The following is a 24298-nucleotide window of genomic DNA, read 5'->3' on the forward strand; positions in this document are numbered from 1 at the left end:
CCATCGATCATTTGATGTTTTTGTGTTTAAGGTAAATAACCTTTATTGCCAAATAGCAGAAATTGGCATGTCTCGGTTAAAGTGATATTGCAACTGAGCTTGAAACAACTCTGCCGTCGCCAATGCATCCGTTAATGCGTGATGCGGTTGATAAGCAGGCAGACCATATCGTTCCCGAGCATGCCCTAACCTCACTGACCCTGGCTTCTTACCTTTTAACTTATTCCAAATGCCTGAACATTCTCGGCGTTGAAGTGCGTACTCGATATCCAATGTATCGACGACGGGAAACTGAATCCCTTCGCCAATGGTGTTTAAAAGCGCATTATAAAAAAACTGCCGCTCGATATTCTTGTAGTGCACCAGCACCACCTTGCCAGCGAGTGCATCCAAAATCTCACCTAGTATTTGCGTTAATTGGGGCGCGTTTTTCACTTCAGAATCCGTAATGCCATGAATAACGACAGACTCCTCATTAAGCTCTCGGTTCGGATTTACAATCCAATGCGCTGAACCAACGCACTGCACTCGGTCAATCGTAAACGGCACAAGACCAATGGTAAGAATGGCATCCTCTTCTGCATTTAAGCCCGTCGTTTCAAAATCTACCGAGACAAACGGCACCTCTTTTAATGGCGTATCCCCATTCACCATAGGAGTCGAATAGTATCGCTTCAACCGTTGATCTTGCGCTTGCTCTGCCAACTGCTCAAACAATACTGACCACTCCGGCGTTTGCGAAGTATCGAGCAGCGGTGTACTCGCCTTACTTTTTGCCAACCACATCATTTACTGCTTCTTTGATAGCGGAACTTAATGAAGTTCTGCGCATTGCTTAGAATTTGGAATGCCGCTTTTAGATTACGCCGTTCGAAATCGGACATATTTTCTGGCTCGATGTTGTTATCCGGCTCGTCGCCATTTTCAATATCCAAGGCTTGGTGACGGATTCGAACCATATAGATAAGCTCCATCGCATCTCGCAAGTCCATTCCTCGCCCTTTTGGCAGAATCCCGGCGTCATTGATGTCGTCTAATCGATCAAACGAGTTTTGCGAGCGCGAACCAATCGCCAACGCATGCACTCGAATCAAATCTGCCAGCGGCGCGGTACCGCGTCGTTTAAGGTTGATAGAGTTGCGATGACGCCCATCTTTCTCCATCACGAAATCTTTAAAAAATCCTAACGGCGGCGTCCTTCGAATTGCGTTGTAAGCCATACAAGCCAAAAATCGATTGTTCTTTTTGGCTCGTCTGACAATAAAGCTGCTCAGTTGCTCTGCCCATTTCACCCGGCCATGAATCCCTAGCAAATCGAAGAAAATATTACTGTTTAGCAACCTCTCTGGGGTCGGATGATCGATCCAATCGCCAAAGCACTCTTCCCATTGCGATTTGGTTTTTCGCCATTCAGGATTGGTAGCCATAATGTCGCCCGTACAATAGGTATAGCCGCATGCCGCCAATCCATCACATACAAATTTCGCAAACTGCGCGAAATATTCGCCGTGCTTGTCAGGATCGTAACTGTCATCAAGAATCAGCGCGTTATCTTGGTCGGTGACGATGAGCTGCTCATCTCGCGCCATCGATCCCATCGCAACCAGACAGTATGGAATTGGAGCAGGACCAAGCTCTTGCTCGGCGAGTTCCGCTAATCGTTGCTTAAAGCTGCTGCCAATCACCGACATCGCTCGTCCAATCATGTGTGCGTTGGCGTCTTCATTGACCATTCGAACAAAACAATCTTTCACTTGTAGGGAAACTTGTTTGAGATCCTCCACACTGGTCTGTTGGAAAATCGAGCTCACCAGCAACAAGCTGTTTTGAGATTCGTAACGGACAATGTCCGTCATACCGATGATGCCTATTGGCTTTTTGTCTTTGAGAATCGGCAGATGATGCACGTTGTAGCGAAGCATGGTCAGCATCGCTTCAAACACATACGCGTTGTAATCGAGCGATACCACGTCGTAACTCATGACCTCGCTCACCGATATATTGGTATCAATCCCCTGCGCCAAAACCCGTATACATAAATCGCGGTCAGTAAGAATGCCAAGCAGTTGGTCATCATCCTCTTCGGTCAGTTCTTCAGTTGGGCGGACGATGAGCAAGGCGGTGACGTTCTCTTCTGCCATTAGGCTTGCAGCTTCTTGAATAGAAGCGGTCGCTTCGAGTGTCACAGGGTCACGAGTCAGGATTTTACGCGCTTTTGCGGTTGTTAAATCATTGCCGTCGGAGCGACTAGAAATCGCATTGCGAAGCCGAGCGCTATCTTCGAGCTCCATAAAATCCGCGAAGTTTTCAAACTCATCGCAAAGTTCGTTGAAGATGTTCTCAGGAATGCAATACACCAAGGTGTCTTCTATCGCTTTTGCTGGCATACGAACGCGGTTGTTCATGAGCAACCCCATTTGCCCGAACAGGCCACCAGCATCAATACGGTTATAAAGTTCACCTTTGCGTCGATAAATCTCTACCGCTCCACTGCGAACCATATACAAGTCGCGAATCGTATCACCAAATTTGAGGATGTCGGTACCTTGACGGAAATACGCCACTTCTGCATGAATGGCGATTTTTTTTAACTGCTCTTCTGGCAGTTCATCGAAAGGAGGATGTTGGCTAATGAAATTGAGTACTTCTAACTGCTCGGCTTCCATTCTTTATTCCATGCGTTGCCTAAAGTAACCAGATCAATATCATCTCGATTTCGCATAAGCAACAGATAACGCTAAGACTTCTGCTTACCTCATCATGTTATGTTTGCTTCTTCCAAATACAGATTTGAACTCTAATCATTTCACTGTTCTTTCCGCCTATAAACACTGAGCAATAAATATGCAACCCTACTGTACCAACATGTATTAAAAACTTAAAAATAAATTCAACGTCGTGTTTATCGCCTAAAAACACAAACAAAAACATTCATAACTAGATGTTTTAAAAAGATTTATTAATAAAACAACGAAAGTTCATTACTACGAAAAATATGATCACAGAACACCAATAAGCCAAGCCAATCATTTGAAAACTCTTATCAATTTAATTAGAGTACAAAACATTAACTCGTGATAAACACATAACAAAGGACAATTAACATGGATCCCATACTGGAAGTTAAGGGACTTTATAAAGTGTTTGGAGAAGCTCCGGAGCGAGCATTCTCACTCATCGAAAAAGGCGTTGATAAAGACGATATTTTTGAACAAACTGGCTTAACCGTTGGCGTCAACGATGTATCTCTGACCATCAATGAAGGCGAGATTTTTGTCATTATGGGTCTCTCTGGCTCAGGAAAATCCACTCTCGTTCGACTTCTCAATAGACTCATTGAACCCACCAAAGGCAGTGTTTACCTCAAAGGGAAAGACATTGCTCACATCTCCGAAGAAGAACTGCGCGAAGTTCGTCGGAACAACATTTCAATGGTTTTTCAAAATTTTGCGCTCATGCCCCACATGTCGGTGATAGAAAATGCCGCTTTCGGCCTGGAACTCGCAGGCGTCGATGTGACTGCTCGCCACGAAAGTGCATTATCAGCGTTGCAGAGAGTTGGATTAGATACCTACGCTGAATCGTTTCCTGATGAACTATCAGGTGGTATGAAGCAGCGTGTCGGTCTTGCCCGCGCCCTAGCTTGCGACCCCGATATTTTGCTGATGGATGAAGCGTTCTCAGCGCTCGATCCTTTGATTCGTTCTGAAATGCAGGATGAATTGATTCGTCTGCAAAATGACGATAAACGCACCATCGTATTCATTTCGCACGACTTGGACGAAGCCATGCGCATCGGTGACCGAATTGCCATCATGCAAAACGGCGAAGTTGTGCAAGTCGGCACACCAGATGAAATTCTTCATAACCCCGCCAATGATTATGTCGAGGCGTTTTTCCGCGGCGTTAATGTCGCCAGCGTGCTAACCGTCAAAGATATTGCGCGCAAGAAGCCCGCTGCGGTATTCAAGAAATCCGAACACGACGGCCCTGGCTCTGCCATGCAAATCTTGATGGATCACGACCGCGATTACGGCATCGTCGTCGATAAATCTAGCCGATATTCCGGCATCGTTTCTCTCGACTCCTTACGCTTAGCCCACAAGGAAAATCGCTCCTTGGCCAGCGCTCAATTAGAAGATGACGTGACCCTTCAGCCGGACCAGTCTGTGAATGACATTCTCGGCGTCGTGGCGAGCGTTCCTTATGCTGTGCCAGTAGTCGATGAGCAAGGAACCTATTTTGGTGTCGTGACGAAGTCGCGTCTTCTGCAAACACTCGATAAGGATTAAACGATGTCTACAGAGCAAACAAATAACGATCCTTGGTCGCAAGCCGCACCAACACAAGAAGACCCGTGGTCACAAGGTAGTGAGGCCGCAACTAACAACGATTGGTTGAACAGCGAAGCCGTGCAAGAGACACCTTTCGATATCATGAACCCATTTCAAGATGCCGTTCTCCCACTCGATAATTGGGTAGAATCTGGGTTGAATTGGCTCGTTGAACATGGTCGCCCTGTTTTTCAAGCCATACGAGTTCCGATCGATTTTATCTTGTCCTCATTCGAAACCGCGTTAGTCTCTACGCCGTCACCAATTATGGTGCTGATCCTATTTTTACTCGCGTGGCAGTTTTCTAACTTCAAACTTGGTTTATCAACGCTAGTATCGTTAGTGTTCATTGGCTTGATCGGCGCTTGGTCTCAAGCCATGACCACGCTCGCCTTGGTGCTCACATCGGTGTTTTTCTGCTTGTTGATTGGCTTACCCATGGGGATCTGGCTAGCCAGAAGCCAAACCGCCGCCAAGTTTGTAAGACCAATATTGGATGCGATGCAGACCACCCCGGCGTTCGTCTACCTTGTTCCGATAGTGATGCTGTTTGGTATTGGTAACGTACCGGGCGTTGTCGTAACGATCATTTTCGCGCTACCGCCAGTGGTTCGATTGACCATTCTTGGGATTCAACAAGTACCGGAAGAGCTTATCGAAGCGGGTCACTCTTTTGGCGCAAACAAAAAGCAAATGCTGTATCGCATTCAATTGCCACTTGCGCTGCCAACGATCATGGCGGGCGTCAACCAAACCTTAATGCTTTCTCTGTCGATGGTGGTTATCGCCTCGATGATCGCCGTGGGCGGTTTGGGTCAGATGGTGTTACGAGGCATCGGACGACTGGACATGGGTCTGGCCGCTGTCGGCGGTTTAGGCATTGTGATCCTCGCTATTTTGTTGGATCGCATTACACAAGAGCTTGGCGTCAACGCCGGCAATACCAAACTTCGCTGGTACCATACCGGCCCTATCTCTTATCTGCTCAAATTTAAAACCAACAAGAACCAAAACGACCTAAAACTTAGGAGAAATACGAATGAATAATTCATGGAAGAAAGCGCTGTCTGTCGGCGCGCTAAGCACAATCGCATTTTCGACTTACGGTATTGCTGGAGAGTTACCGGGTGCAGGCGTCGCGGTTCAACCTGTACAGTCCACTGTCGCTGAAGAGACGTTCCAAACGTTAATCGTAAATCGTGCTCTGGAAGCTTTGGGTTACGATGTCCAACCAACCAAAGAAGTGGATTACAACGTCGGTTACACCTCGATAGCAAAAGGTGACGCAACGTTCTTAGCGGTTGGCTGGTTTCCGCTTCATGCAGACAAATACACCATGTCAGGTGGTGATGATAAGTTTTTCCGAGAAGGCCAATACGTCAGTGGCGCAGCGCAAGGCTACCTCATCGATAAGAAAACCGCCGAGAAATACGGCATTACGAACATTGGTCAGTTAAAAGATCCAAAATTGGCGAAACTATTCGACGCGAATGGTGATGGCAAAGCCGATCTTACCGGCTGTAACCCAGGTTGGGGTTGTGAAATGGTGGTTGAGCATCAGTTGGACGCGTTCAAACTTCGTGACACCGTCACTCACAACCAAGGTAATTACGCCGCAATCATTGCTGATACAATCTCCCGCTACAAAAAAGGTGACCCAATTCTTTACTACACATGGACACCGTATTGGGTAAGTGGCGTACTTGTTCCGGGTAAAGACGTCGTGTGGCTAGAGGTGCCGTTCTCGTCTCTTCCTGGTGAACGTAAAGACATCGACACCACACTGAAAAACGGCAAAAACTACGGTTTTGAAATGAACTCTATGCGCATCGTCGCGAACAAAGAGTTCACAGAGAAGAACCCATCGGCAGCGAAACTGTTCGAAATCATCAAACTGAATATCAATGATGTCAGCGCTCAAAACATGATGATGAGCCAAGGTAAAAATAGCGCGGCAGACATCGAAGCGCACGTAAATGGCTGGATTAAAGCCAACCAAACAACCTTTGATGGTTGGATTGAAGAAGCGAAGAAAGCGGCAATGTAACGCCCAAAAACCTTAAGAAACCGCTAAAGCTTTAGCGTATCTTTAGTTCCTCAGTGAGAAAATGAAAAGCCAGTCTATTATTTAGACTGGCTTTTTTATTTAGATTACTCAAGAAAACATCGTATTAATATCAAGCACATACCAGCACAAAACCCCAAAAGGCACTGCCATTTAAGCCTTCCTGTCGTTAAATAATTTATCAAAATTTCATTCCTTAAGAATTTCTTAAGTTTCGCGTTTTATTTTGTTGATAACTACTCAAACAAAGGAAGCGCTCATGAAACACCATGCACAAACTTCTGCAGATGGCTTTACTTTAGACATCGTTTATCCAATGCATCCGCTTTGGAGCCAAGTTATCGAGCATGTTTCTCAGCGTTATCAAGAAGCATTCTTTGCCGAGCTAAAACAATTTATGCCGGCGTATTTAACCCTCATTGAAGGCGGCCAAATTATTTCCGTATGCGGCTTTCGCATCGCCGAAGATGAGCCCTTGTTCCTTGAACAGTATTTAGAAGACGACGCCCAAAAGCTGGTTTCTAACGTATTTAACTGCGACGTAAAACGTTCGAACTTAGTGGAATTCGGTCACTTGGCATCTTTCGCTAAGGGCATGTCATCTCTGCACTTCTACCTCATCGCAGAAATGCTGGTCAACCTCGGTTTTGAATGGTGCATCTTCACCGCGACAGACCCACTTCACGCCATGATGGCACGCCTAGGATTGGAGCCTCATATCATCGCGCAGGCCGATCAAAACAAAGTCCCCGATGCCGAGTCCACTTGGGGGTCGTACTACGAACATCAACCGCGTGTGTTAGCTGGCAATTTGCAAAAAGGACTAGAGCGTCTTCGATTAGTCCAAGAAAGAAAACGCAAACAAGCCTAGATAGAAAAGTAAACGTCGTTAAAAACGCAAACACAACCACAACAACTTGGTTAAACACAACGCAGAATATAGGTGATGTATGAATATTCTCCTCGATGCCATTACAAAATGGGCAAAAACGACACCAGATCGAGTAGCACTTGTCGGCTACGAAGCGAATCAAACGGTTGAACTGACTTACTCTGAATTGTTAAACAAGATCGAACTCGTTGCCGCCGAGCTTATTACACAGAACATCAAAGCACTCGCGCTACGCGCAGAAAACAGCATTGATTGGGCCATTGTTGATTTGGCGGCGATGACGGCAGACATAGTCGTCGTGCCTATTCCGACTTTTTTCTCTGATGCACAAGTTGAACATACGTTAGAGCAATCAAGCGTCGATGCTTTAGTTGGCGATTGGCAAGCATGGTTGGCTTCTCATCCTAAGCAAAGCTTTAACCAGCAAGACCATCCGTTTTCCATTGCAAATTTGCCTTTGCTGCGTCGTAACCAGTTGGGAGATGAAGATACACAGGCAGCTTATCTACCAAAAACCGGAAAAATCACATTTACGTCGGGCTCGACTGGTCAGCCTAAAGGCGTCTGTTTAAGCAATGATCATTTGTGTTTGGTGGCGAAATCGCTCGCCGACGCAGTAAACGGCACGGCGCACTCACACTTAGTGCTGCTTCCGTTATCGACGCTTCTCGAGAACATAACCGGCGTTTATGTTCCACTCATGTTGGGCGTGACGTCATATATTTTACCCGGAGAGCAAACTGGCTTACTCGGTTCAAGCCAATTCGAACCGCGTCTGTTTGCACAAGCATTAGCGACCATCAAACCAGAAAGCTTAGTGCTAACACCGGCTTTATTGCTTGCGCTCATTCATATCGCGAAACAGCAGCCCTCTCTTGTGGGTTCTCTAAAATTTGTCGCCGTTGGCGGCGCAAGAGTGTCGTCGCAACTGATTAATACCGCGCATGCGCTGAACATCCCTGCGTTTGAAGGTTATGGCTTGTCTGAATGTGGCTCTGTTGTTTGTTTGAATACACCAGCCACATTTAAAGCAGGAACGTGTGGCAAACCACTTCCCCACGCACAGATTCGTATCGCAGAAGATGGTGAACTGCTCGTCAAAGGCAACGTTGCTCTTGGCTATTTGAATGAGCCGTTTACTCAAGAATGGTTAGCGACTGGCGACTTAGCCCAAATTGACGCGCAAGGTTTTGTCACTCTCTCAGGACGCAAGAAGAACCTTATCGTCACCGCATACGGCAGAAATGTCTCACCGGAGTGGATTGAATCAGAAGCGTTGGCGTTTTTGCCGATGACGCCACTGATCGTTACAGGTGATAGCCAACAAACATTATGTGCTGTCATTGCCAATAGCGAAGACGTCGAAGCAAAGGTTCATGCATTAAACCGAACCCTACCCGATTACGCTCAAATCCGAACCTTATTGCTGCTGGACAACCCACGAGCCATCTCTGGTTGGTACACGGATAACGGCAAGCTCAAACGAAATCAAATCGAACATGATGTGGCTCAGTTATTAGCGAGCACAACGTCTGAATTAACGCTGCAAGCACAAAAGATCCAACGCATCGATTTGCCCTTTCAGCAACACATTACGTCTTTCCAAACTGCATCTTAGTTAACGGCTTCTTAAGGAGAAGGTTATGACTTTATTTTTCGAACAACTCAAAAAAAGCACTGCCGCTGCTCAACAAGCAATGTTAACTGCGCCAGTCATCGCAGACGTTCAACAAGGCAACATTTCCAAAGATATGTATATCGCCTTTCTAACCCAAGCTTACCATCACGTTAAGCACACCGTTCCCTTGCTGATGGCGTGTGGAGGCCGACTATCTGGCGAATACGAATGGGTACGAGACGCCATTGCCGAATACATCGAGGAAGAGAAAGGCCATCAAGAATGGATTTTAAATGACATTAAAGCATGTGGCGGTGATGCCGAAGCAGTGCGCAACAACAAAGATGTAGGTCAAGTCGGTGCGCCGATTGAATTGATGGTTTCCTACCTTTACCACAACATTGACCGCCACAACCCACTCGCGCTGTTTGGCATGGTGTGGGTATTAGAAGGCACCAGCGTCGGTATTGGTGGCCAAATGGCAGAAAAAATCCAGTCAACGTTAAGCCTACCGCCTTCAGCAATGACTTACCTAGTTTCACACAGCGTGTTAGACCAAGATCATCTGCAATTTTTTGAATCACTGATGAACAAAATCACCAAAGTGGAAGATCAACAAGTCATCATCGACTCCGCAAAAATGGTGTTCGCATTGTACGGACAAATGCTGCGCTCTTTGCCTTCCTTCTCAACCCAACAAGCGGCGTGAGGTGAAGCATGATCATTAACAACAGCACCATTCTCCTGACAGGCGCAACGGGCGGAATTGGGCGAGCCATCGCGCAAGAGTTAGCAAAACGCGGTGCTAGCCTCATTCTTGTTGGGCGAAACGAAGAGAGCTTGCAAACACTACAGCGTGAACTGTCAAATCCAGAACGTCATGACGTAGTCGTTGCAGACATCACCTCATCAGAAGGATTAACAGCGATTAAAGATCGAGCGCGCCAACATCAAAAAGTGGACGCACTGATTAACAATGCGGGCAGCAACGATTTCTCGTTGTTAAGCCACAAACGACCAACGCAGATTGCAGACGAAATCCAACTCAATCTCGTTGCGCCGATGCTGCTGTGCCAATCGGCGTTGACATGGTTAAAACAGCCTGGGGTGATTCTCAATATTGGTTCAACATTCGGCTCAATTGGCTACCCTGGCTATACCTCCTATTGCGCGGCAAAAGCGGGATTGCACCGGTTTACCGAATCGCTCGACAGAGAGCTGTTCGCAACCGGAATCCGTGCGCTGTATTTGGCACCAAGAGCGACAGAAACCTCACTCAATAGCGATGCCGTCAATGAAATGAATCGACAACTGGGTAACAAAACGGACTCGCCGCAAGTTGTTGCCAATCACGTTGTCACCATGTTGGAAAAAGAAATTTCCGCGAAATGGATTGGTTGGCCAGAAAAACTTTTTGCTCGCATCAATCAACTGCTTCCAAGCGTGGTTTCTTCTGCGATTCGTAAGCAACAAGAAACCATTCACCAATACGTAAACCGAGTCAGTCATTGAAGAGGACATGGACGATGAATACCAAACAACTACTTTGCGCTTTGACGGTTTGTTCAACGTTAGCTTCGACCGCTGCGTTGGCAGGTAATGCTCCACTGCAACAGGTTCAAAAGAAATGGGCGGAATGTCAGTACAGCACGCCCGATGGTGACGAAAAGGAACAATGCTTCCATCGTGCGATTGCCAAAACCAGTATTTATCTCGACAGAGAACCCGGCAATCCCGAACTCACTGTTTGGCTGGCAATCAATAAAGCATCGCTGGCTGGTGCTCAAGGTGGCTTAGGTGCACTATCACTCGCCAAAGAAGCCAAATCTTTACTCGAAGGGGTAATTGCAACGTCACCGCAAACGCTTGATGGCTCAGCATACACAAGTTTAGGTTCTTTGTATTACAAAGTTCCGGGGTGGCCAATTGGCTTTGGTGATGACGATAAAGCCGAAGAAATGTTGAAAAAAGCGTTAGAGATCAATCCAAAAGGCATCGATCCGAACTATTTTTATGGAGACTTCCTTGCAGAAGAAGGTCGAGACAAAGAAGCGAAAGTGTATTTGACTCGCGCAATGCAGGCGACACCTCGCCCTGACCGACCTTTAGCTGACAAAGGTCGAAAACTGGAAATTGAAGCGACTCTTGGGAGATTGAAATAATCTATGCGCTTATTACTCGTAGAAGATGACAAACTACTCGGTCAATCCATGGTGACTTCATTAAGTCGCCATGGGTACACCGTGGATTGGGTGGAAAAAGGGTCTGGCGTGACTAGCGCACTCAAAACAGAAGCGTTCACTGCCGTAATTTTGGATCTCACTCTACCCGATATCGATGGATTGGAAGTTCTGCGTAATATTCGCAAAGGCGGATTTAAGCTCCCAGTGATGATACTTACCGCACGAGACGACATTCGCGATCGCGTTCAAGGCCTTGATGGCGGCGCAGATGATTACCTCGGAAAACCGTTTGCACTCGAAGAGTTGCTCGCTCGCTTGCGTGTGTTGATTCGCCGTCAATCTGGCAGTGCAGAAGAAATCATTCAGGTTGGGCAGTTGTCTTTATCCTTATCGGAACAAAGCATTCGCTATGATGACGCGCCGCTTAAACTCACACGCAATGAATTTAAAATCCTCACCAGCTTGATGACGAACGCCGGACGCGTGCAAAGTAAGGAGCAATTGCAACAATCGCTACACGGCTGGGATGAAGGTTCAAGCGATAACGCGATAGAAGTTCACATTCATAACCTACGTAAAAAAGCCCCCAACGTCGCCATCAAAAACATTCGTGGTGTGGGGTACATTCTTGAAAAATAAAAAACCTTACTCCATTAAACGCCAACTGACGCTCTCGGTTGGCTTGTTAGTCAGTGCGCTTTTGCTTATTTCTTTGTACTTCAGCTTTCAATCAGCCAAACACGAAGTCGAAGAGGTTTATGACGCTAGACTTGGGCAATCCGCTAAGCTGATGCTACTGACGCTGTCCATTTCAACCGAAACGGACACTCTCGCCAACCACAGAGAGCTATTCGACCAGTGGATGAAGAACATCGATTCTTTGGCAAAGAGCGAAGAAGACAAAGCCACCAAATTTGGTCACCCCTACGAACAGAATCTCGTTTTTCAATTCTACCGTGACAACAAGTTGATCTGGAGTTCCACTCCGAATCTGCGTTCTCTTTCTTCTTCTTTTGATAACAACGGCTACGCCGACATTACCAAAGACGGCGTGCAGTGGCGCACTTTCCAACTCTCATTACCACAGACCGAGCATGAGAACGAATACGTTGTCGTTGCTGAAAAGCAGAAAATACGTAAAGAGATCATCCATGAAATCGCTCTGTCGACGTCCATCGAACAGTTACTACTATTGCCGACTTTGCTGCTGTTGCTGTTCTGGCTGATTGACAGATATTTCAGACCAATTAACGATCTGCGCACAGCTATCACGCAACGAAACGTGCACCGCTTAGACCGCATTTATGTTACCGACAACACAACCGAGCTTGCTCCGTTGGTGGAAGCACTCAATTCATTGCTTTCTGAACTTGAACAAGCGTGGCAGAGAGAGAAGCGCTTTACGCGAGCCGCCGCACACGAACTCAAAACGCCGCTGACAATCCTGCGCCTAAACGTAGAAAACGCTCTTGAAAGTAATGACCCAGAACAGTTACGCGGAGACTTACACAACATCCTTCAAGGCATTGAAAGAACCGACCGTCTCATCCACCAACTGCTTACACTTGCTAAAGTAGACAGTTTATCTGAACGTGTCTTTGACAACGTCGAACTAACCCCATTGCTGCAAACCGTCGTCGCCGATTTAGCGCCACTTGCTTTAAGACAAGATCAAGACATCAGCCTCTCACCAGCGGAAGTCGCGCTTTCTGGCGACAAAATGTTGTTAGAAGTGTTGTTCCGTAACCTTGTAGACAACGCCATTCGCTATTCAGGCGCACACAGCGAAATCCAAGTTAGTGTGCAAGAAAATAGAAATGCCATCAAAATCTTGGTTTCCGACACTGGCCCGGAGATTCCACAAGAAACGCGAGAAAGGATCTTTGAACAATTCTACCGAGGTCACTCAGAAAAAGGCGATGGTGCGGGGTTGGGCATGTCTATTTGCAAAGATATAGCCACGCTACACAGCGCAACGATAGAGCTGATTACGAGAGAAAATGGCAAGAACACGTTTGTCGTCGCATTCCCAAAGTACTAGCAAAAAAAGACGACTAAAAAGGCGATATGGAGCACACTTCTATCGCCTTGTTTCGCACCAAGCATGAGACGCCTCCCACTCTTACATAGACATACGAATACTTACAATTCAGTCCATAGATTTTCATTATAATTCACGTTTATTTCACGCTCGCTTTGCTAGAAACGACACAACATCACGACTAAGTCCATCACAAAATAAATATGAAAAGTTCGTCTAAGAGACCCATGTTTGGGCCATTGCAGCCTCTCGCTGTTTTTTCTTTGTTTTCACTTGCATTTTTGTCCATATCACGCATTTTACTCGCCTTTTGGCAGTTTGATCGTATTGAATCCTTCAACGACTTCCTTTACATCCTAGGCCAAGGCGTGCGTGTTGATATCGCAACGTTATGCTGGTTGTTCATCCTCCCTGCTCTGCTTTCTTCTTTCATGCCACTAAAAGGCAAGGTCGGAGAATGCTGGAAATGGGTATTGCGCTTGTGGATGGTCGCTGGGCTATGGATTCTTGTGTACATGGAGCTGGCAACGGCGCCATTCATTCAAGAATATGACCTGCGTCCGAACCGCCTGTTTGTTGAATACCTCATCTACCCGAAAGAAGTGATGAGCATGCTTTGGACTGGCTACAAACTAGAACTGTTTATTGGTGCAATCGGCACCGCTTTGACGCTAGTTTTAGGCTGGAAATGGAGCAAAAAACTGACCGATAGCGCGCAACAAATCAATTGGAAATGGCGCCCTCTTTTGGCGATTTTCGTTGTGCTTCTTTGTGTTGCAGGCGCTCGTTCGTCTTTGGGTCACCGTCCGCTCAACCCTGCTATGGTGGCGTTTTCGAACGATCCACTGCTTAACGACTTAGCACTGAATTCGTCTTACTCATTGCTATTTGCTGTCAACAATATGAAGTCAGAAAAGAGCGCAGAGCAGTTCTACGGCAAGATGGACAATCAAAAAATGTTGGATCTCGTTCGCGCTTCATCAACGAAGGTCGACTTTGATCCTACATTGCTACCAACCATGAACAGCAACCCAGCGACGTACCAAGGCAAGCGTAAAAACTTGGTTATCTTGTTACAAGAGAGCTTGGGCGCACAGTTTGTGGGCTCTTTGGGTGGTCTGCCTCTTACACCAAACCTTGATGAACTAATGCAAGAAGGCTGGCAGTTCACACAAATGTACGCAACGGGCACTCGTTCAGTTCGTGGTATCGAAGCGGTAACAACAGGCTTCCCGCCATCGCCTTCTCGCGCGGTTGTTAAACTGAGTAAGAGCCAAACGGGTTTCTTTACTATTGCTGATTTGCTGAAAGAACAAGGCTACCACACACAGTTCATTTACGGCGGTGAAGCAAACTTCGATAACATGAAGACCTTCTTCTTCGGCAATGGCTTCGACCAAATTGTTGAAGAGAAAAACTATACGAACCCAGGCTTTGTTGGCTCTTGGGGAGTGAGTGACGAAGATCTTTACAATAAAGCAGATGAAGAGTTTGAGCGCCTTTCAAAAGGCGACAAACCTTTCTTCAGCCTTGTGTTCACATCAAGCAACCACAGTCCTTATGAGTACCCAGAAGGTAAAATCGAACAATACGATTCTGAGCACATGACGCGTAACAACGCGGTGAAATACTCAGATTACGCTTTGGGTACGTTCTTCGACAAAGCGAAAAAATCATCATACTGGGATGACACGATTTTCATCGTAATTGCGGACCACGATGCTCGTGTATTTGGCGCAAACCTTGTTCCTGTTAAGCACTTCCACATCCCTGCTTTGATCATTGGTAAAGACATTCAACCACGTAAAGATGACCGCATCGCCAACAACATTGATATGCCGCCAACGCTGCTGTCTCTTATTGGTGTGGACGCAAAAACACCGATGATTGGCCGTGACTTAACTAAGCCACTGGCTCGCGAAGATGAACGCGCAATGATGCAGTACGACAAAAACTTCGGTTACTTAACCCGAGATAACTTGGTTGTACTTTCTCCTGGCGAAAAAGTGTCGACCATGGAATACGACTTTGAAAGCCAAACGATGAAGCCGCTAGAGGTCGATGAATCCGTTATTGACCGCGCAAAAGCAAACGCGTTGTTTGCATCTAAAGCGTATCAAAACAACTGGTACTCTTCGAAACGTGCTAACTAGTACTCGTTGATTCAGTTAGGAAAAAAGGAGCCAAATGGCTCCTTTTCTTTGTTTTAGAGCGACTAGATTTTAACGTGAAAATTCACTACTGACAGCACCTGTCATGCTCTTTCGGTAAATTCAGCCTCATCTATTTAACAAAGTTGAGGAATAATCCATGCTGACTATCAATTCATTCGTTCTCTATGTAGAAAACATTCACGTGAGCCAAACATTTTACTCGAAACTGTTTGATTGCGAGGTCACGCTTTTATCTCCTACGTTTGCTTCTATGCCACTTTCCCATAGCGTCAAACTTACGCTCAAACAAAGTGACGTGCTTACTCCAGTCAGCATGGTGAAAGGTGGAGGAGCCGAGTTATCGTTGTCTGTAGCAGACGGACATCAACTGGAGCTGGTTTACAACAAGTGGAAAGAGATGGGCGTAGACTTTATTCAGCCACCAATGACCTCGGTGTATGGGGTAAATTTTGTAGCGACCGATCCTGATAAGCATCGCATTCGCGTGTTCATTAGTGAATAAAAATGCGTTAAAAATGCTTTTTACCATTCCCAACTAGGCTTCAATAAATTAGACTCAGGGGACACTTATAAGCTGCGTTGTATATAACTAAAGGAATGCCCATGAGCTCAAGTATGATCCTTAGCGAATCCCTAATTGAAAGTGGACGTGATATCCCACTAAAAGAACTGCTTTATGCTAAGCGCGTGTTAGACAACTACATGGCGGTAGCAAAAGACACGAGCCCGCTTGAGCTATTAACAGAAATGAAAGCTGCAGCTAAACAAGTGGAATACTTCACTACAGATAACAATCCGTGTGAAGCGCGCAATGTCATTAGCAGTATGATTGATGAGATCGACAGTGCAGAAACGTTTGCTGCTTTCAAAACTCTCGCAGGAAAGCCATCTCAAGCTTTGAACGAATTAATTGAAGATCGTGCTCAACTCATTAGGTATGAACGAGAACTTTTGCTTGCATCAGGTTATGATGCCTCTCGTATCTAACGAGTTTTAGCTTAACATAGGTAAAAGGAAAGGAGCTCAGTGAGCTCCTTTTTGTATGAACAATCGAGTGTATTTTTGAGCTTATAAACCCATATCCGATGTAATTTCTTTAATCTGTTTGAGATCCATTTTGTAGACTTCAATTAGTTGATCGATTTGGCTAAGTCGAGAATTTGCTTCATCGTGCTTATCGCAAGCATCGGATTTTACATCCCACGACTTCCCTTCCAAGAACACATCACACTCTTTCTTCAGCTTGTCGATTTTCGGCAGTAGCTTCTCTCGCTCTTTCTCTAACGCTTCTAGATCTTGCGAGATTTTGAGTTCTTTCTGGAATACTTCACGAGAGCGTTCAAACATGGTTGCTTGCATATCCGCTTGGCGAGTGAGCTTTTCATTCTCTGTCTTGCTCGAGCTCAACTTGTCATTCTGTTGCTTTACTTGAGATTCCAACGACAAGTTAACCTTCTCGACCTCGGTAAGCTGAGTTTGCAATTTTTTCAGCGCTTTCTGATGTGCGGCGTCCTTTTCTGCGAGCAGTGCATCCACTTTCTCTTGGATTTCTTTGTCTAGCGACTCTTCACGAGTTTTAACTTGAGAAACTAACGCGGTTTTATCTTGCGCAAGCGCTTGATATTTATCTTCTAAAACTTGATAAGTAGATTCCCATTTATTCGCCGTCAAAACAGAGCCAGCCAAGCCCCCAAATGCCAAGCCTAGTACCGCTGCAATTGCGATATATATGTGTGTGCGTTTGTCACGTTCCTCAATGACAACCACTTCATCTTGTTCTTCAATATTTTTTTGAGAAGTCACCGTATATTACTCCAAGGACTCTTCTATCTTGCTAGCGAATCAGTTCCGCAATCACAATGGATGCGGTATAAATCAGGAATGCGCCAATCAATGTTATGACGGTCGCTTTTTGGACTTTTTCATTGGTTCGATAACGGAATAGCACAAACGCTACAACTATCAATACCGCAATGGCTAACAATCTGGTCATACAGCCTCCTTGTCCAATCGCGTAAAACTGACTAACTCCTGAGACAGTTTCACAAAAGTTTATTGTAACTCATTTCTACGTTACGCAAGGTCAACTTAGCGTAGATTTTCATCCGCGTGCGCTAGATTGGATCAATTTTGTGCTCTTAATTGAATAACTTACCTAAGGCCCACTGGCGATGCATTACCAAAGATTATGTTGGTAAGTGAGAATATTACCAATAGAAATAGTATCAATTCCCTACGCTACTCAACAAACCTATATCCAGTACGCCATAAAAATACCTTTTGTTCAAAAATGTGTTGAAAATAAATCGTCCAAGGGTGTTGAAATGGTCAAGAAACATGATAGAGTTCACACGTTAATGGTGACCAGCATCATTAACTAACCTTTACTCATTTGATTGAGTAAATGTTCCGATGAAGACTGCAGGAGAGTGGTTATTAACCAAACTTTAACATTTGGTTGGATTAACTCGCCGAAGAATTAACTATTTCAGGTGCTACCTTGGTAGCGGGGACTGTAGTTGGAGGAACCTCTGGAGAGAACCGTTAAATCGGTCGCCGAAGGAGCAAGTCCTGCACATGTGTGCGGGGTGAAACTCTCAGGCAAAAGGACAGAGGAGTGGAAAGTTACAACCTAACTATTTGGCGTTCCCGCCTTCTTTAAATAGCTTAGTTCTATTAGAGATCCTTGATCTCGTCCTTTCCCTCTTCTCCTTATTAGTTGTTTTATTAAGGGGAAATCATGAACGACCTACAATCTTTACTACAAACCATTGATAACTTTGTCTGGGGTCCACCACTGCTTATTTTGCTTGTGGGAACCGGTGTTTACTTCACTTTTAGCTTAGGCTTGATCCAGTTTAAACACCTACCAACCGCGTTAGCGATGGTATTCAGTAAAGATAAGTCATCTGATAAACAGGGTGACGTTTCTAGCTTCGCAGCACTTTGTACTGCACTTTCTGCAACTATCGGTACTGGTAACATTGTCGGCGTTGCAACCGCAATCAAACTTGGTGGCCCTGGCGCCCTATTCTGGATGTGGCTTGCTGCCCTATTCGGAATGGCGACGAAATACGCTGAGTGTCTGCTTGCTGTCAAATACCGACGCGTTGACGACAATGGCCAAATGATTGGTGGCCCAATGTACTACCTACAATATGGTGTTGGCTCTAAAGCACTAGCCATCATGTTTGCGGTATTCTCACTTGGGGTTGCTTGTTTTGGTATCGGTACGTTCCCGCAAGTAAATGCGATTCTTGATGCAAGTGAAATCTCTCTAGGTGTAAACCGTGAGCTTGCAGCTTTCATCCTGACGCTTTTGGTTGCATTTGTAACTCTAGGTGGCATCAAATCTATCGCAAGTGTCGCAGGTAAAGTGGTTCCAGCAATGGCGCTGTTTTATGTGTTGGCGTGTCTTAGCGTGATCATCATGAACGCAGATCAACTACTAAATGCTGTTGAACTTGTGTTGGTATCTGCTTTCACGTCTACCGCAGCAACGGGCGGTTTCCTAGGTGCTAGCATCATGTTGGCAATCCAATCTGGTATTGCGCGTGGTGTATTCTCAAACGAATCTGGTTTGGGTAGCGCGCCAATGGCCGCAGCAGCAGCGAAAACAGACTCTTGTGTTAAACAAGGTTTGATTTCGATGACAGGTACCTTCTTCGATACCATCATCATTTGTACCATGACAGGTCTAGCCCTGATCCTAACTGGCGCTTGGCAAAGTGACTTTTCAGGTGCCGCGATGACAACACATGCCTTTGCTGTTGGTCTCAACGCAGAAACATTCGGCCCAATGCTGGTGTCTATCGGTCTGATGTTCTTTGCGTTTACAACGATCCTTGGTTGGAACTACTACGGTGAGCGTTGTGTGGTGTTCCTAATGGGCACAAAAGCGGTTCTACCTTACAAGATTATCTTCCTTGCTCTAGTGGCTTCAGGCGCGTTCCTGCACCTAGACATGATTTGGATTCTGGCAGATATCGTAAACGGTTTGATGGCGATCCCTAACCTTATTGGTTTGATTGCGCTTCGTCATGTTGTACTGGCAGAAACTAAATTGTTCTTTAACCCTTCAGTTCAATCTGATGATCTTGATGCGGTAAAAGCATAGCTCTACAAAGAACCGTTAAGCCTGCACTTAAACGAGTTAGAAACCTTAAAACACAAAGCCCGCTCATGTTTAGCGGGCTTTATTTTTATCTAGATTCAGATGACAACGTTAATCACGTAACCACTGATGTTCAACCTTCTCTCCACGCTGTTCAAAAAACTTAGCGTTTTGCTGTTTGAACTGATCAACTTTAATATCCGCGATTGGCCAATGGGCAAAATCTTCCGTAATGAAAGACTCATCAACACCAAATTCCAGCGAATCTAAATGCTTACCTATGTAACGGTAAAAATAACTCTGTCCGACGCTATCACACACCATTGGCACATGCGCCATTCGCTGGCGATTCACTGATACGGATGCCCAAGTTGTGGCGTTCGGTTTGCAAGTTTTCTCCTGCACAACATCGATTTCAAACTTGTTGTCTAACGTCGTAGATACAAAAACGACGATCGCATCGTCAAGGTAAACTCGTCTTAACAAGAGCTGTTTGGTGTCGTGCGTTCGCGCCTTTTGGATACCATTAGAAAACGGCTCAAAGTGCGCCCAGTGCCACCCCCACTCCATCCCCCGAGGTGAAAACTTGATTTGTGGTAATGTCATCCAAGCAACAGCACTCGCAAACCCCAACAAAAACAGCGTCAACATTAAAGCAAGTCGGTATAAATTGCGCATTTAAAGTGGTTCTTCAATCAGTAACTTAATTCCTAGCGCAACAAGCACAGCACCTGTTACTCCTTCCATCCATTTCATAAAGCTGGCATTTTTGAGCAAGTTCTTTGCTGAGTTTAAAGCCCCTGCCAAGCCACATTGCCAAACCATTGCGATAGCAAAATGGATAGCGGCCATCGTCATAGATTGCAACAATGGCGAGCCTTCCGGATTAACGAATTGCGGTAAAAATGCCAAGTAAAACACTGCCGTTTTGGGGTTTAGTACATTTGAGAGAAAGCCCTCTCTAAACGAACGTTTTCCACTGTATACCTGCTGAATTTGTTCAGCGACAGTAATGCCTCCGTCTGAAGCCATTAGCGCTTTCAAACTGCTGATACCAAGCCAAATGAGGTACGCGGCTCCAATCATTTTAACGATTTGGAATAGCTCAGCGGATTGTGCAAGGATGGCAGAAATGCCCACGGCAGAGAAAAACGCATGTACAAACAAGCCAAAACAAATGCCTAAACTTGTTGTACACCCATCTTTTAAGCCCGAACGACTTGTATTACGAAGAACTAATGCGGTATCCAGCCCCGGCGTCAGCGTTAAAATCGTGATAGCGATAAGAAACGCTTCAAAATTTAGTATGTCCATATTGTTGTGATAATTAATGGGTAATGCGTCATCAATACCGCCAATCAACTCGATTCGCAAGCTTCTTTTTTAAGAGCGCTATACAACCGGATGAATTTGTGGACAATGAGACGTCATTAAATGTTAATTATTAGTAAATTAACTTCAGTTGCTTAGCGCGACTTGATGTGAAGGACCCTTTTCGGGTGTTTAGGGAAAGAACAAAAATAAGAGTAGTCACAATGAATGCATTTACAAAACTCGTCGAACATTCAAAAAAAGTCGCCAACTTTGGCCATTTATTAGAAATTGTAGGCTGGGATCAAGCTGCTGTGATGCCATCAGGCGGTGCTGAAGCACGCTCCAACGCAATGGCTGAACTTGAAGTACATATCCACTCACTCATGACTCAGCCGCATCTTGAGGATCTATTTGCACAAGCAGAAGAAGAAACCCTCGCCACGCAAGAGCGAGCCATGTTACGTGAAATGAAACGCGAATGGCAGCTTGCAAACCTTCTTCCAGAATCATTAGTTCAAGCAAGTTCTCTTGCCGGTTCGAAGTGTGAGCACGCTTGGCGCACACAGCGTTCTAATAATGACTGGGCCGGTTTTGAGAAGAACTGGGCAGAAGTTGTAAAGCTATCCCAAGAAGAGGCTCAAATTCGTGCAGACGCAAATGGCACAACGCCATACGATGCGATGCTGAATGTTTACGAGCCAGGCACGACGTCGGCTTCTTTAGATACACTGTTTTCTGACGTCAAAACATGGTTGCCTTCTTTAATTGACGAAGCAATTGAAAAGCAAAAATCAAATAACATTCTGCTTCCTAACGGCCATTACCCTGCTGAAAAACAAAAAGCACTGGGCTTGCAAGTGATGAAGCTGCTTCAGTTCGATTTCGAGCATGGTCGACTCGATGAGAGTGTCCACCCGTTCTGTGGCGGCGTTCCTACCGATGTGCGTATCACAACTCGTTACGATGAGAGTGAGTTTATGCAATCATTAATGGGAATCGTGCACGAAACTGGTCACGCTCGTTATGAACAAGGCTTACCTAAGGAATTGGCTGGCACACCAGCGGGTGAAGCGCGATCGATGGGCATTCATGAATCACAATCTCTATTCTTCGAAATGCAAATTGGCCGCAACAACGCCTTTATCGATCATCTTGCTCGCTTGGCTTCAAATCATTTCTCTGGCAACGAGTTCGCGAAGGACAATCTAGCGAAGATATACACGCGAGTAGAAAAAGGCTTCATCCGAGTTGATGCAGATGAACTGACCTACCCTGCGCACGTTATCCTTCGCTACGAAATTGAACGAGATCTCATGAACGGTGTGATTAAACACACTGACGTCCCTGAATTGTGGAACGAGAAAATGAAAGCGTATCTGGGTCTATCTACAGAGGGCAACTTCAAAAATGGTTGTATGCAAGACATCCATTGGACAGATGGTAATCGAACACTCATCACAAAAAGACAACTCACTGAAAAAAAAGGGAAAAGAGCAAACAACTACAACTATAGAGATGGTTGCATGCAAGACATTCATTGGTGTGATGGGAGCTTTGGGTACTTCCCAAGTTATACTTTAGGAGCTATGTACGCAGCTCAATTTATGGCTGCGATGCGCAAAACAATCGATGTGGATGATGCAATCCGCAGTGGTAATTTAAGTCCTATCTTCGCTTGGTTAAGTAAAAATATCTGGAGTAAGGGAAGCTTGCTGACAACCGATGAACTGGTTAAAGCGGCTACAGGTGAAGTATTAAATCCTGAGCACTTTAAGAACCATCTTAAATCTCGCTATTTGGGTTAAATTAGTTTTCACAAGTAGTATACGGGTTTAGGAATTTCCTAGAATCATTTCATGGATTTCAGCGATCGTTTATAGTTATGGAAAAACAAAAGCAGTATGAAGAGCCTCTTAGTCGCACACATCAACAACACCAAAGTTGGCCATCTAACCAGACTTGACGACGGCAGTCTGCAATTTTGCTATGACGATAATTGGTTAGATGAGCCGAATGCCTACCCAATTTCACTATCTCTTCCACTTCAAAGTCAACCGCACATAGGTGACCCTGTAGCAAATTATTTTGATAATCTGTTGCCAGATTTAACTTCAACACGTCAGAACATACAGCGTCGCCATAGCACCGACTCAACAGACGTGTTTGATTTATTGCATGCAATCGGTCACGATTGCGTTGGCTCACTCTCATTGCTGCCAGCAAATGAAATACATAATGGTCGTGCTTCAACGCGGCTGGAACCACTTTCAGTTCGTAATTTACACGATATAGTTACGGCTCATGAGTATCAGTTCCCTCTTGGCATGTCCAATAAGCACGACTTCCGCTTCACAATATCTGGGGCGCAAGAGAAAACTGCGCTTCTTAAAATCAAAAATGATTGGTTTTTACCCAGTTTGGATTACCCAAGCACTCACATTCTCAAATTTCCGATCGGCTTTATTCAGCAGCCAGCGGCAACACTTGATATGACGGGGAGCGTTGAAAATGAGTATTTCTGTATAAAACTTGCAGAAGCAATGGGCTTCCAAGTTCCAAAGATTGAGATCTTAAAAGTTGAAGGAATGAAAGCTCTAGTTATTGATCGTTTCGATAGACACTGCTCACAAGATGGCAACGCACTTATTCGATTGACTCAAGAAGACATGTGCCAAGTATTCTCGCTTCCCTCACAATTGAAATATCAGAGTGATAGTGGCGTTGGTATTAAAGAAATCATGCAACTACTGAGTCGTTCTAGATGCGCAGACAACGACTGCGACGATTTTATGCGCTTTCAAGTATTTCAATGGTTGATCGGTGCAACCGACGGGCATGCAAAAAACTTTTCAATTTTTATTGAGGCCAATGGTGCTTATAGACTAACCCCCTTCTACGACATTATGTCAGCCTTCCCCACATCAAGTGGCAGAGGCATTAACACACGTAAACTAAAACTAGCGATGGCTCTCAAATCCACTTCAAGCGGCAATAAGTGGCATTTAGAAAAAATCTATCCGCGTCACTTTATTGCAACAGCAGAAACTGTTGGTTTCTGCACAGTTCGAATGCAAGAGATACTTGACGAGTTTGTTGTCACATTTCCTAACGCCATTGAACAAGTAGTTAACCAGCTACCTAACGGCTTTCCTGCTCAAATCATAGATTCCATTGCCAGCAATTCGCTTAGAATCCTAGACAAAATAAAGCTCTAACCGATCAGTTTGTAAAAAATTTTTGGACAGTAACAACTATAGGTCGAAAGGTACATATGGTGTGATCGAGTGTTCTCACACTTGTCGCGGATATACCGACATCGTTAACGACACTATTCTCTACGACAAACTTTGAGAATCGCCACGGAGTGTGTGGCAATTTGAGATGAGAAACAAATACTCGTATGTTATTGACTAAGCGGATAAGGTAAGTTTTCTAGAACTCTCCGTCGAGATCAATTTTGTAATCACCGACGATCTCCGCCAGATCCTGCTTAAGTTCAGACCTTACGATTAATAGGTTCTGGCAATTTTCTTCAATATAGTTATAAATTCGCTCTCATACTG

At 45.2% G+C, this 24298-nt stretch carries 22 protein-coding genes and 1 riboswitch; of the genes, 16 read left to right on the plus strand and 6 right to left on the minus strand.

Going from position 1 to position 24298, the window contains the following annotated elements; all coding sequences use genetic code 11:
• Window positions 1-42: 42 nt before the first annotated feature.
• Both ACF8OV_RS05360 and ACF8OV_RS05365 read right to left on the minus strand, forming a co-directional pair.
• Window positions 43-789: a 3'-5' exonuclease gene (locus ACF8OV_RS05360; protein ID WP_020838948.1), complete on the minus strand. Its 747-nt coding sequence runs from the start codon at window positions 787-789 to the stop codon at window positions 43-45.
• Window positions 786-2666, minus strand: a complete 1881-nt coding sequence (locus tag ACF8OV_RS05365) for a DUF294 nucleotidyltransferase-like domain-containing protein (protein WP_005485718.1) — start codon at window positions 2664-2666, stop codon at window positions 786-788. Before ACF8OV_RS05365 ends, ACF8OV_RS05360 begins: the two co-directional genes overlap by 4 nt.
• A 438-nt stretch (window positions 2667-3104) precedes the next feature.
• Here ACF8OV_RS05365 and proV point away from each other — a divergent pair, with 438 nt between their 5' ends.
• The 13 genes from proV (at window position 3105) to ACF8OV_RS05430 (ending at window position 16294) form a co-directional block, all read left to right on the plus strand.
• Window positions 3105-4292: a glycine betaine/L-proline ABC transporter ATP-binding protein ProV gene (gene proV / locus ACF8OV_RS05370; protein WP_005500435.1), complete on the plus strand. Its 1188-nt coding sequence runs from the start codon at window positions 3105-3107 to the stop codon at window positions 4290-4292.
• Between the two features lie 3 nt (window positions 4293-4295).
• Window positions 4296-5381, plus strand: a complete 1086-nt coding sequence (proW, locus tag ACF8OV_RS05375; protein WP_020838946.1) for a glycine betaine/L-proline ABC transporter permease ProW — start codon at window positions 4296-4298, stop codon at window positions 5379-5381.
• Window positions 5374-6381, plus strand: a complete 1008-nt coding sequence (gene proX / locus ACF8OV_RS05380; protein ID WP_029795784.1) for a glycine betaine/L-proline ABC transporter substrate-binding protein ProX — start codon at window positions 5374-5376, stop codon at window positions 6379-6381. The genes proW and proX overlap by 8 nt, the downstream gene beginning before the upstream one ends.
• A 277-nt stretch (window positions 6382-6658) precedes the next feature.
• Window positions 6659-7270 carry a thermostable hemolysin gene (locus tag ACF8OV_RS05385; RefSeq protein WP_015296838.1) on the plus strand — a complete coding sequence of 204 codons (612 nt, stop codon included), beginning with the start codon at window positions 6659-6661 and terminating at the stop codon, window positions 7268-7270.
• A gap of 79 nt (window positions 7271-7349) precedes the next feature.
• Window positions 7350-8909 (plus strand): AMP-binding protein, encoded by a 1560-nt coding sequence (locus ACF8OV_RS05390; RefSeq protein ID WP_147724390.1) that lies wholly within the window; start codon window positions 7350-7352, stop codon window positions 8907-8909.
• Between the two features lie 25 nt (window positions 8910-8934).
• Window positions 8935-9618, plus strand: coding sequence for a TenA family transcriptional regulator (locus tag ACF8OV_RS05395; RefSeq protein ID WP_025524691.1), 684 nt, complete (start codon window positions 8935-8937; stop codon window positions 9616-9618).
• Window positions 9619-9626: 8 nt separating this feature from the next.
• On the plus strand, window positions 9627-10421 hold the full coding sequence (locus ACF8OV_RS05400; RefSeq protein ID WP_025507752.1) for an SDR family oxidoreductase: 795 nt from the start codon (window positions 9627-9629) through the stop codon (window positions 10419-10421).
• Between the two features lie 14 nt (window positions 10422-10435).
• Complete coding sequence (locus ACF8OV_RS05405) at window positions 10436-11071, plus strand: tetratricopeptide repeat protein (protein ID WP_025540268.1); 636 nt, start codon at window positions 10436-10438, stop codon at window positions 11069-11071.
• 3 nt (window positions 11072-11074) lie between these two features.
• Window positions 11075-11731 (plus strand): response regulator, encoded by a 657-nt coding sequence (locus tag ACF8OV_RS05410; RefSeq protein ID WP_005464355.1) that lies wholly within the window; start codon window positions 11075-11077, stop codon window positions 11729-11731.
• Window positions 11721-13133 (plus strand): ATP-binding protein, encoded by a 1413-nt coding sequence (locus ACF8OV_RS05415; RefSeq protein ID WP_258496065.1) that lies wholly within the window; start codon window positions 11721-11723, stop codon window positions 13131-13133. The genes ACF8OV_RS05410 and ACF8OV_RS05415 overlap by 11 nt, the downstream gene beginning before the upstream one ends.
• 203 nt (window positions 13134-13336) lie before the next feature.
• Complete coding sequence (locus ACF8OV_RS05420) at window positions 13337-15286, plus strand: LTA synthase family protein (RefSeq protein ID WP_025524696.1); 1950 nt, start codon at window positions 13337-13339, stop codon at window positions 15284-15286.
• A 157-nt stretch (window positions 15287-15443) separates the two neighbouring features.
• Window positions 15444-15809, plus strand: a complete 366-nt coding sequence (locus ACF8OV_RS05425) for a VOC family protein (protein WP_258496066.1) — start codon at window positions 15444-15446, stop codon at window positions 15807-15809.
• A gap of 101 nt (window positions 15810-15910) precedes the next feature.
• On the plus strand, window positions 15911-16294 hold the full coding sequence (locus tag ACF8OV_RS05430) for a hypothetical protein (RefSeq protein WP_005464338.1): 384 nt from the start codon (window positions 15911-15913) through the stop codon (window positions 16292-16294).
• 81 nt (window positions 16295-16375) lie between these two features.
• Here ACF8OV_RS05430 and ACF8OV_RS05435 read toward each other — a convergent pair whose 3' ends face one another.
• Together ACF8OV_RS05435 and ACF8OV_RS05440 are read right to left on the minus strand one after the other, a co-directional pair.
• Complete coding sequence (locus tag ACF8OV_RS05435; protein WP_005477843.1) at window positions 16376-17110, minus strand: hypothetical protein; 735 nt, start codon at window positions 17108-17110, stop codon at window positions 16376-16378.
• 31 nt (window positions 17111-17141) lie between these two features.
• Window positions 17142-17300, minus strand: coding sequence for a hypothetical protein (locus ACF8OV_RS05440; RefSeq protein ID WP_005477734.1), 159 nt, complete (start codon window positions 17298-17300; stop codon window positions 17142-17144).
• Between the two features lie 528 nt (window positions 17301-17828).
• Window positions 17829-17930: riboswitch (glycine riboswitch) on the plus strand.
• Between the two features lie 117 nt (window positions 17931-18047).
• Between ACF8OV_RS05440 and ACF8OV_RS05445 the strand changes: the two genes are divergently transcribed.
• Window positions 18048-19424, plus strand: a complete 1377-nt coding sequence (locus tag ACF8OV_RS05445) for a sodium:alanine symporter family protein (RefSeq protein WP_005500406.1) — start codon at window positions 18048-18050, stop codon at window positions 19422-19424.
• Between the two features lie 108 nt (window positions 19425-19532).
• Here the strand turns inward: ACF8OV_RS05445 and ACF8OV_RS05450 are convergent, their stop codons facing one another.
• Together ACF8OV_RS05450 and ACF8OV_RS05455 are read right to left on the minus strand one after the other, a co-directional pair.
• A complete protein-coding gene (locus tag ACF8OV_RS05450; protein ID WP_005477711.1) occupies window positions 19533-20099 on the minus strand; it encodes a hypothetical protein in 567 nt (188 codons plus the stop codon).
• On the minus strand, window positions 20100-20735 hold the full coding sequence (locus tag ACF8OV_RS05455) for a LysE family translocator (protein ID WP_203502620.1): 636 nt from the start codon (window positions 20733-20735) through the stop codon (window positions 20100-20102). It lies immediately after the preceding gene.
• Between the two features lie 221 nt (window positions 20736-20956).
• On the opposite strand from ACF8OV_RS05455, the gene ACF8OV_RS05460 reads away from it, so the two are divergent.
• Together ACF8OV_RS05460 and ACF8OV_RS05465 are read left to right on the plus strand one after the other, a co-directional pair.
• Window positions 20957-22540, plus strand: coding sequence for a carboxypeptidase M32 (locus ACF8OV_RS05460; RefSeq protein WP_392404336.1), 1584 nt, complete (start codon window positions 20957-20959; stop codon window positions 22538-22540).
• Window positions 22541-22636: 96 nt separating this feature from the next.
• On the plus strand, window positions 22637-23950 hold the full coding sequence (locus ACF8OV_RS05465; RefSeq protein WP_069500127.1) for a type II toxin-antitoxin system HipA family toxin: 1314 nt from the start codon (window positions 22637-22639) through the stop codon (window positions 23948-23950).
• Window positions 23951-24298: the final 348 nt, after the last annotated feature.

Source organism: Vibrio sp. GLN_1 (genome assembly GCF_043106015.1).
In the GTDB taxonomy this organism is placed as follows: Bacteria; Pseudomonadota; Gammaproteobacteria; order Enterobacterales; family Vibrionaceae; genus Vibrio; species Vibrio parahaemolyticus.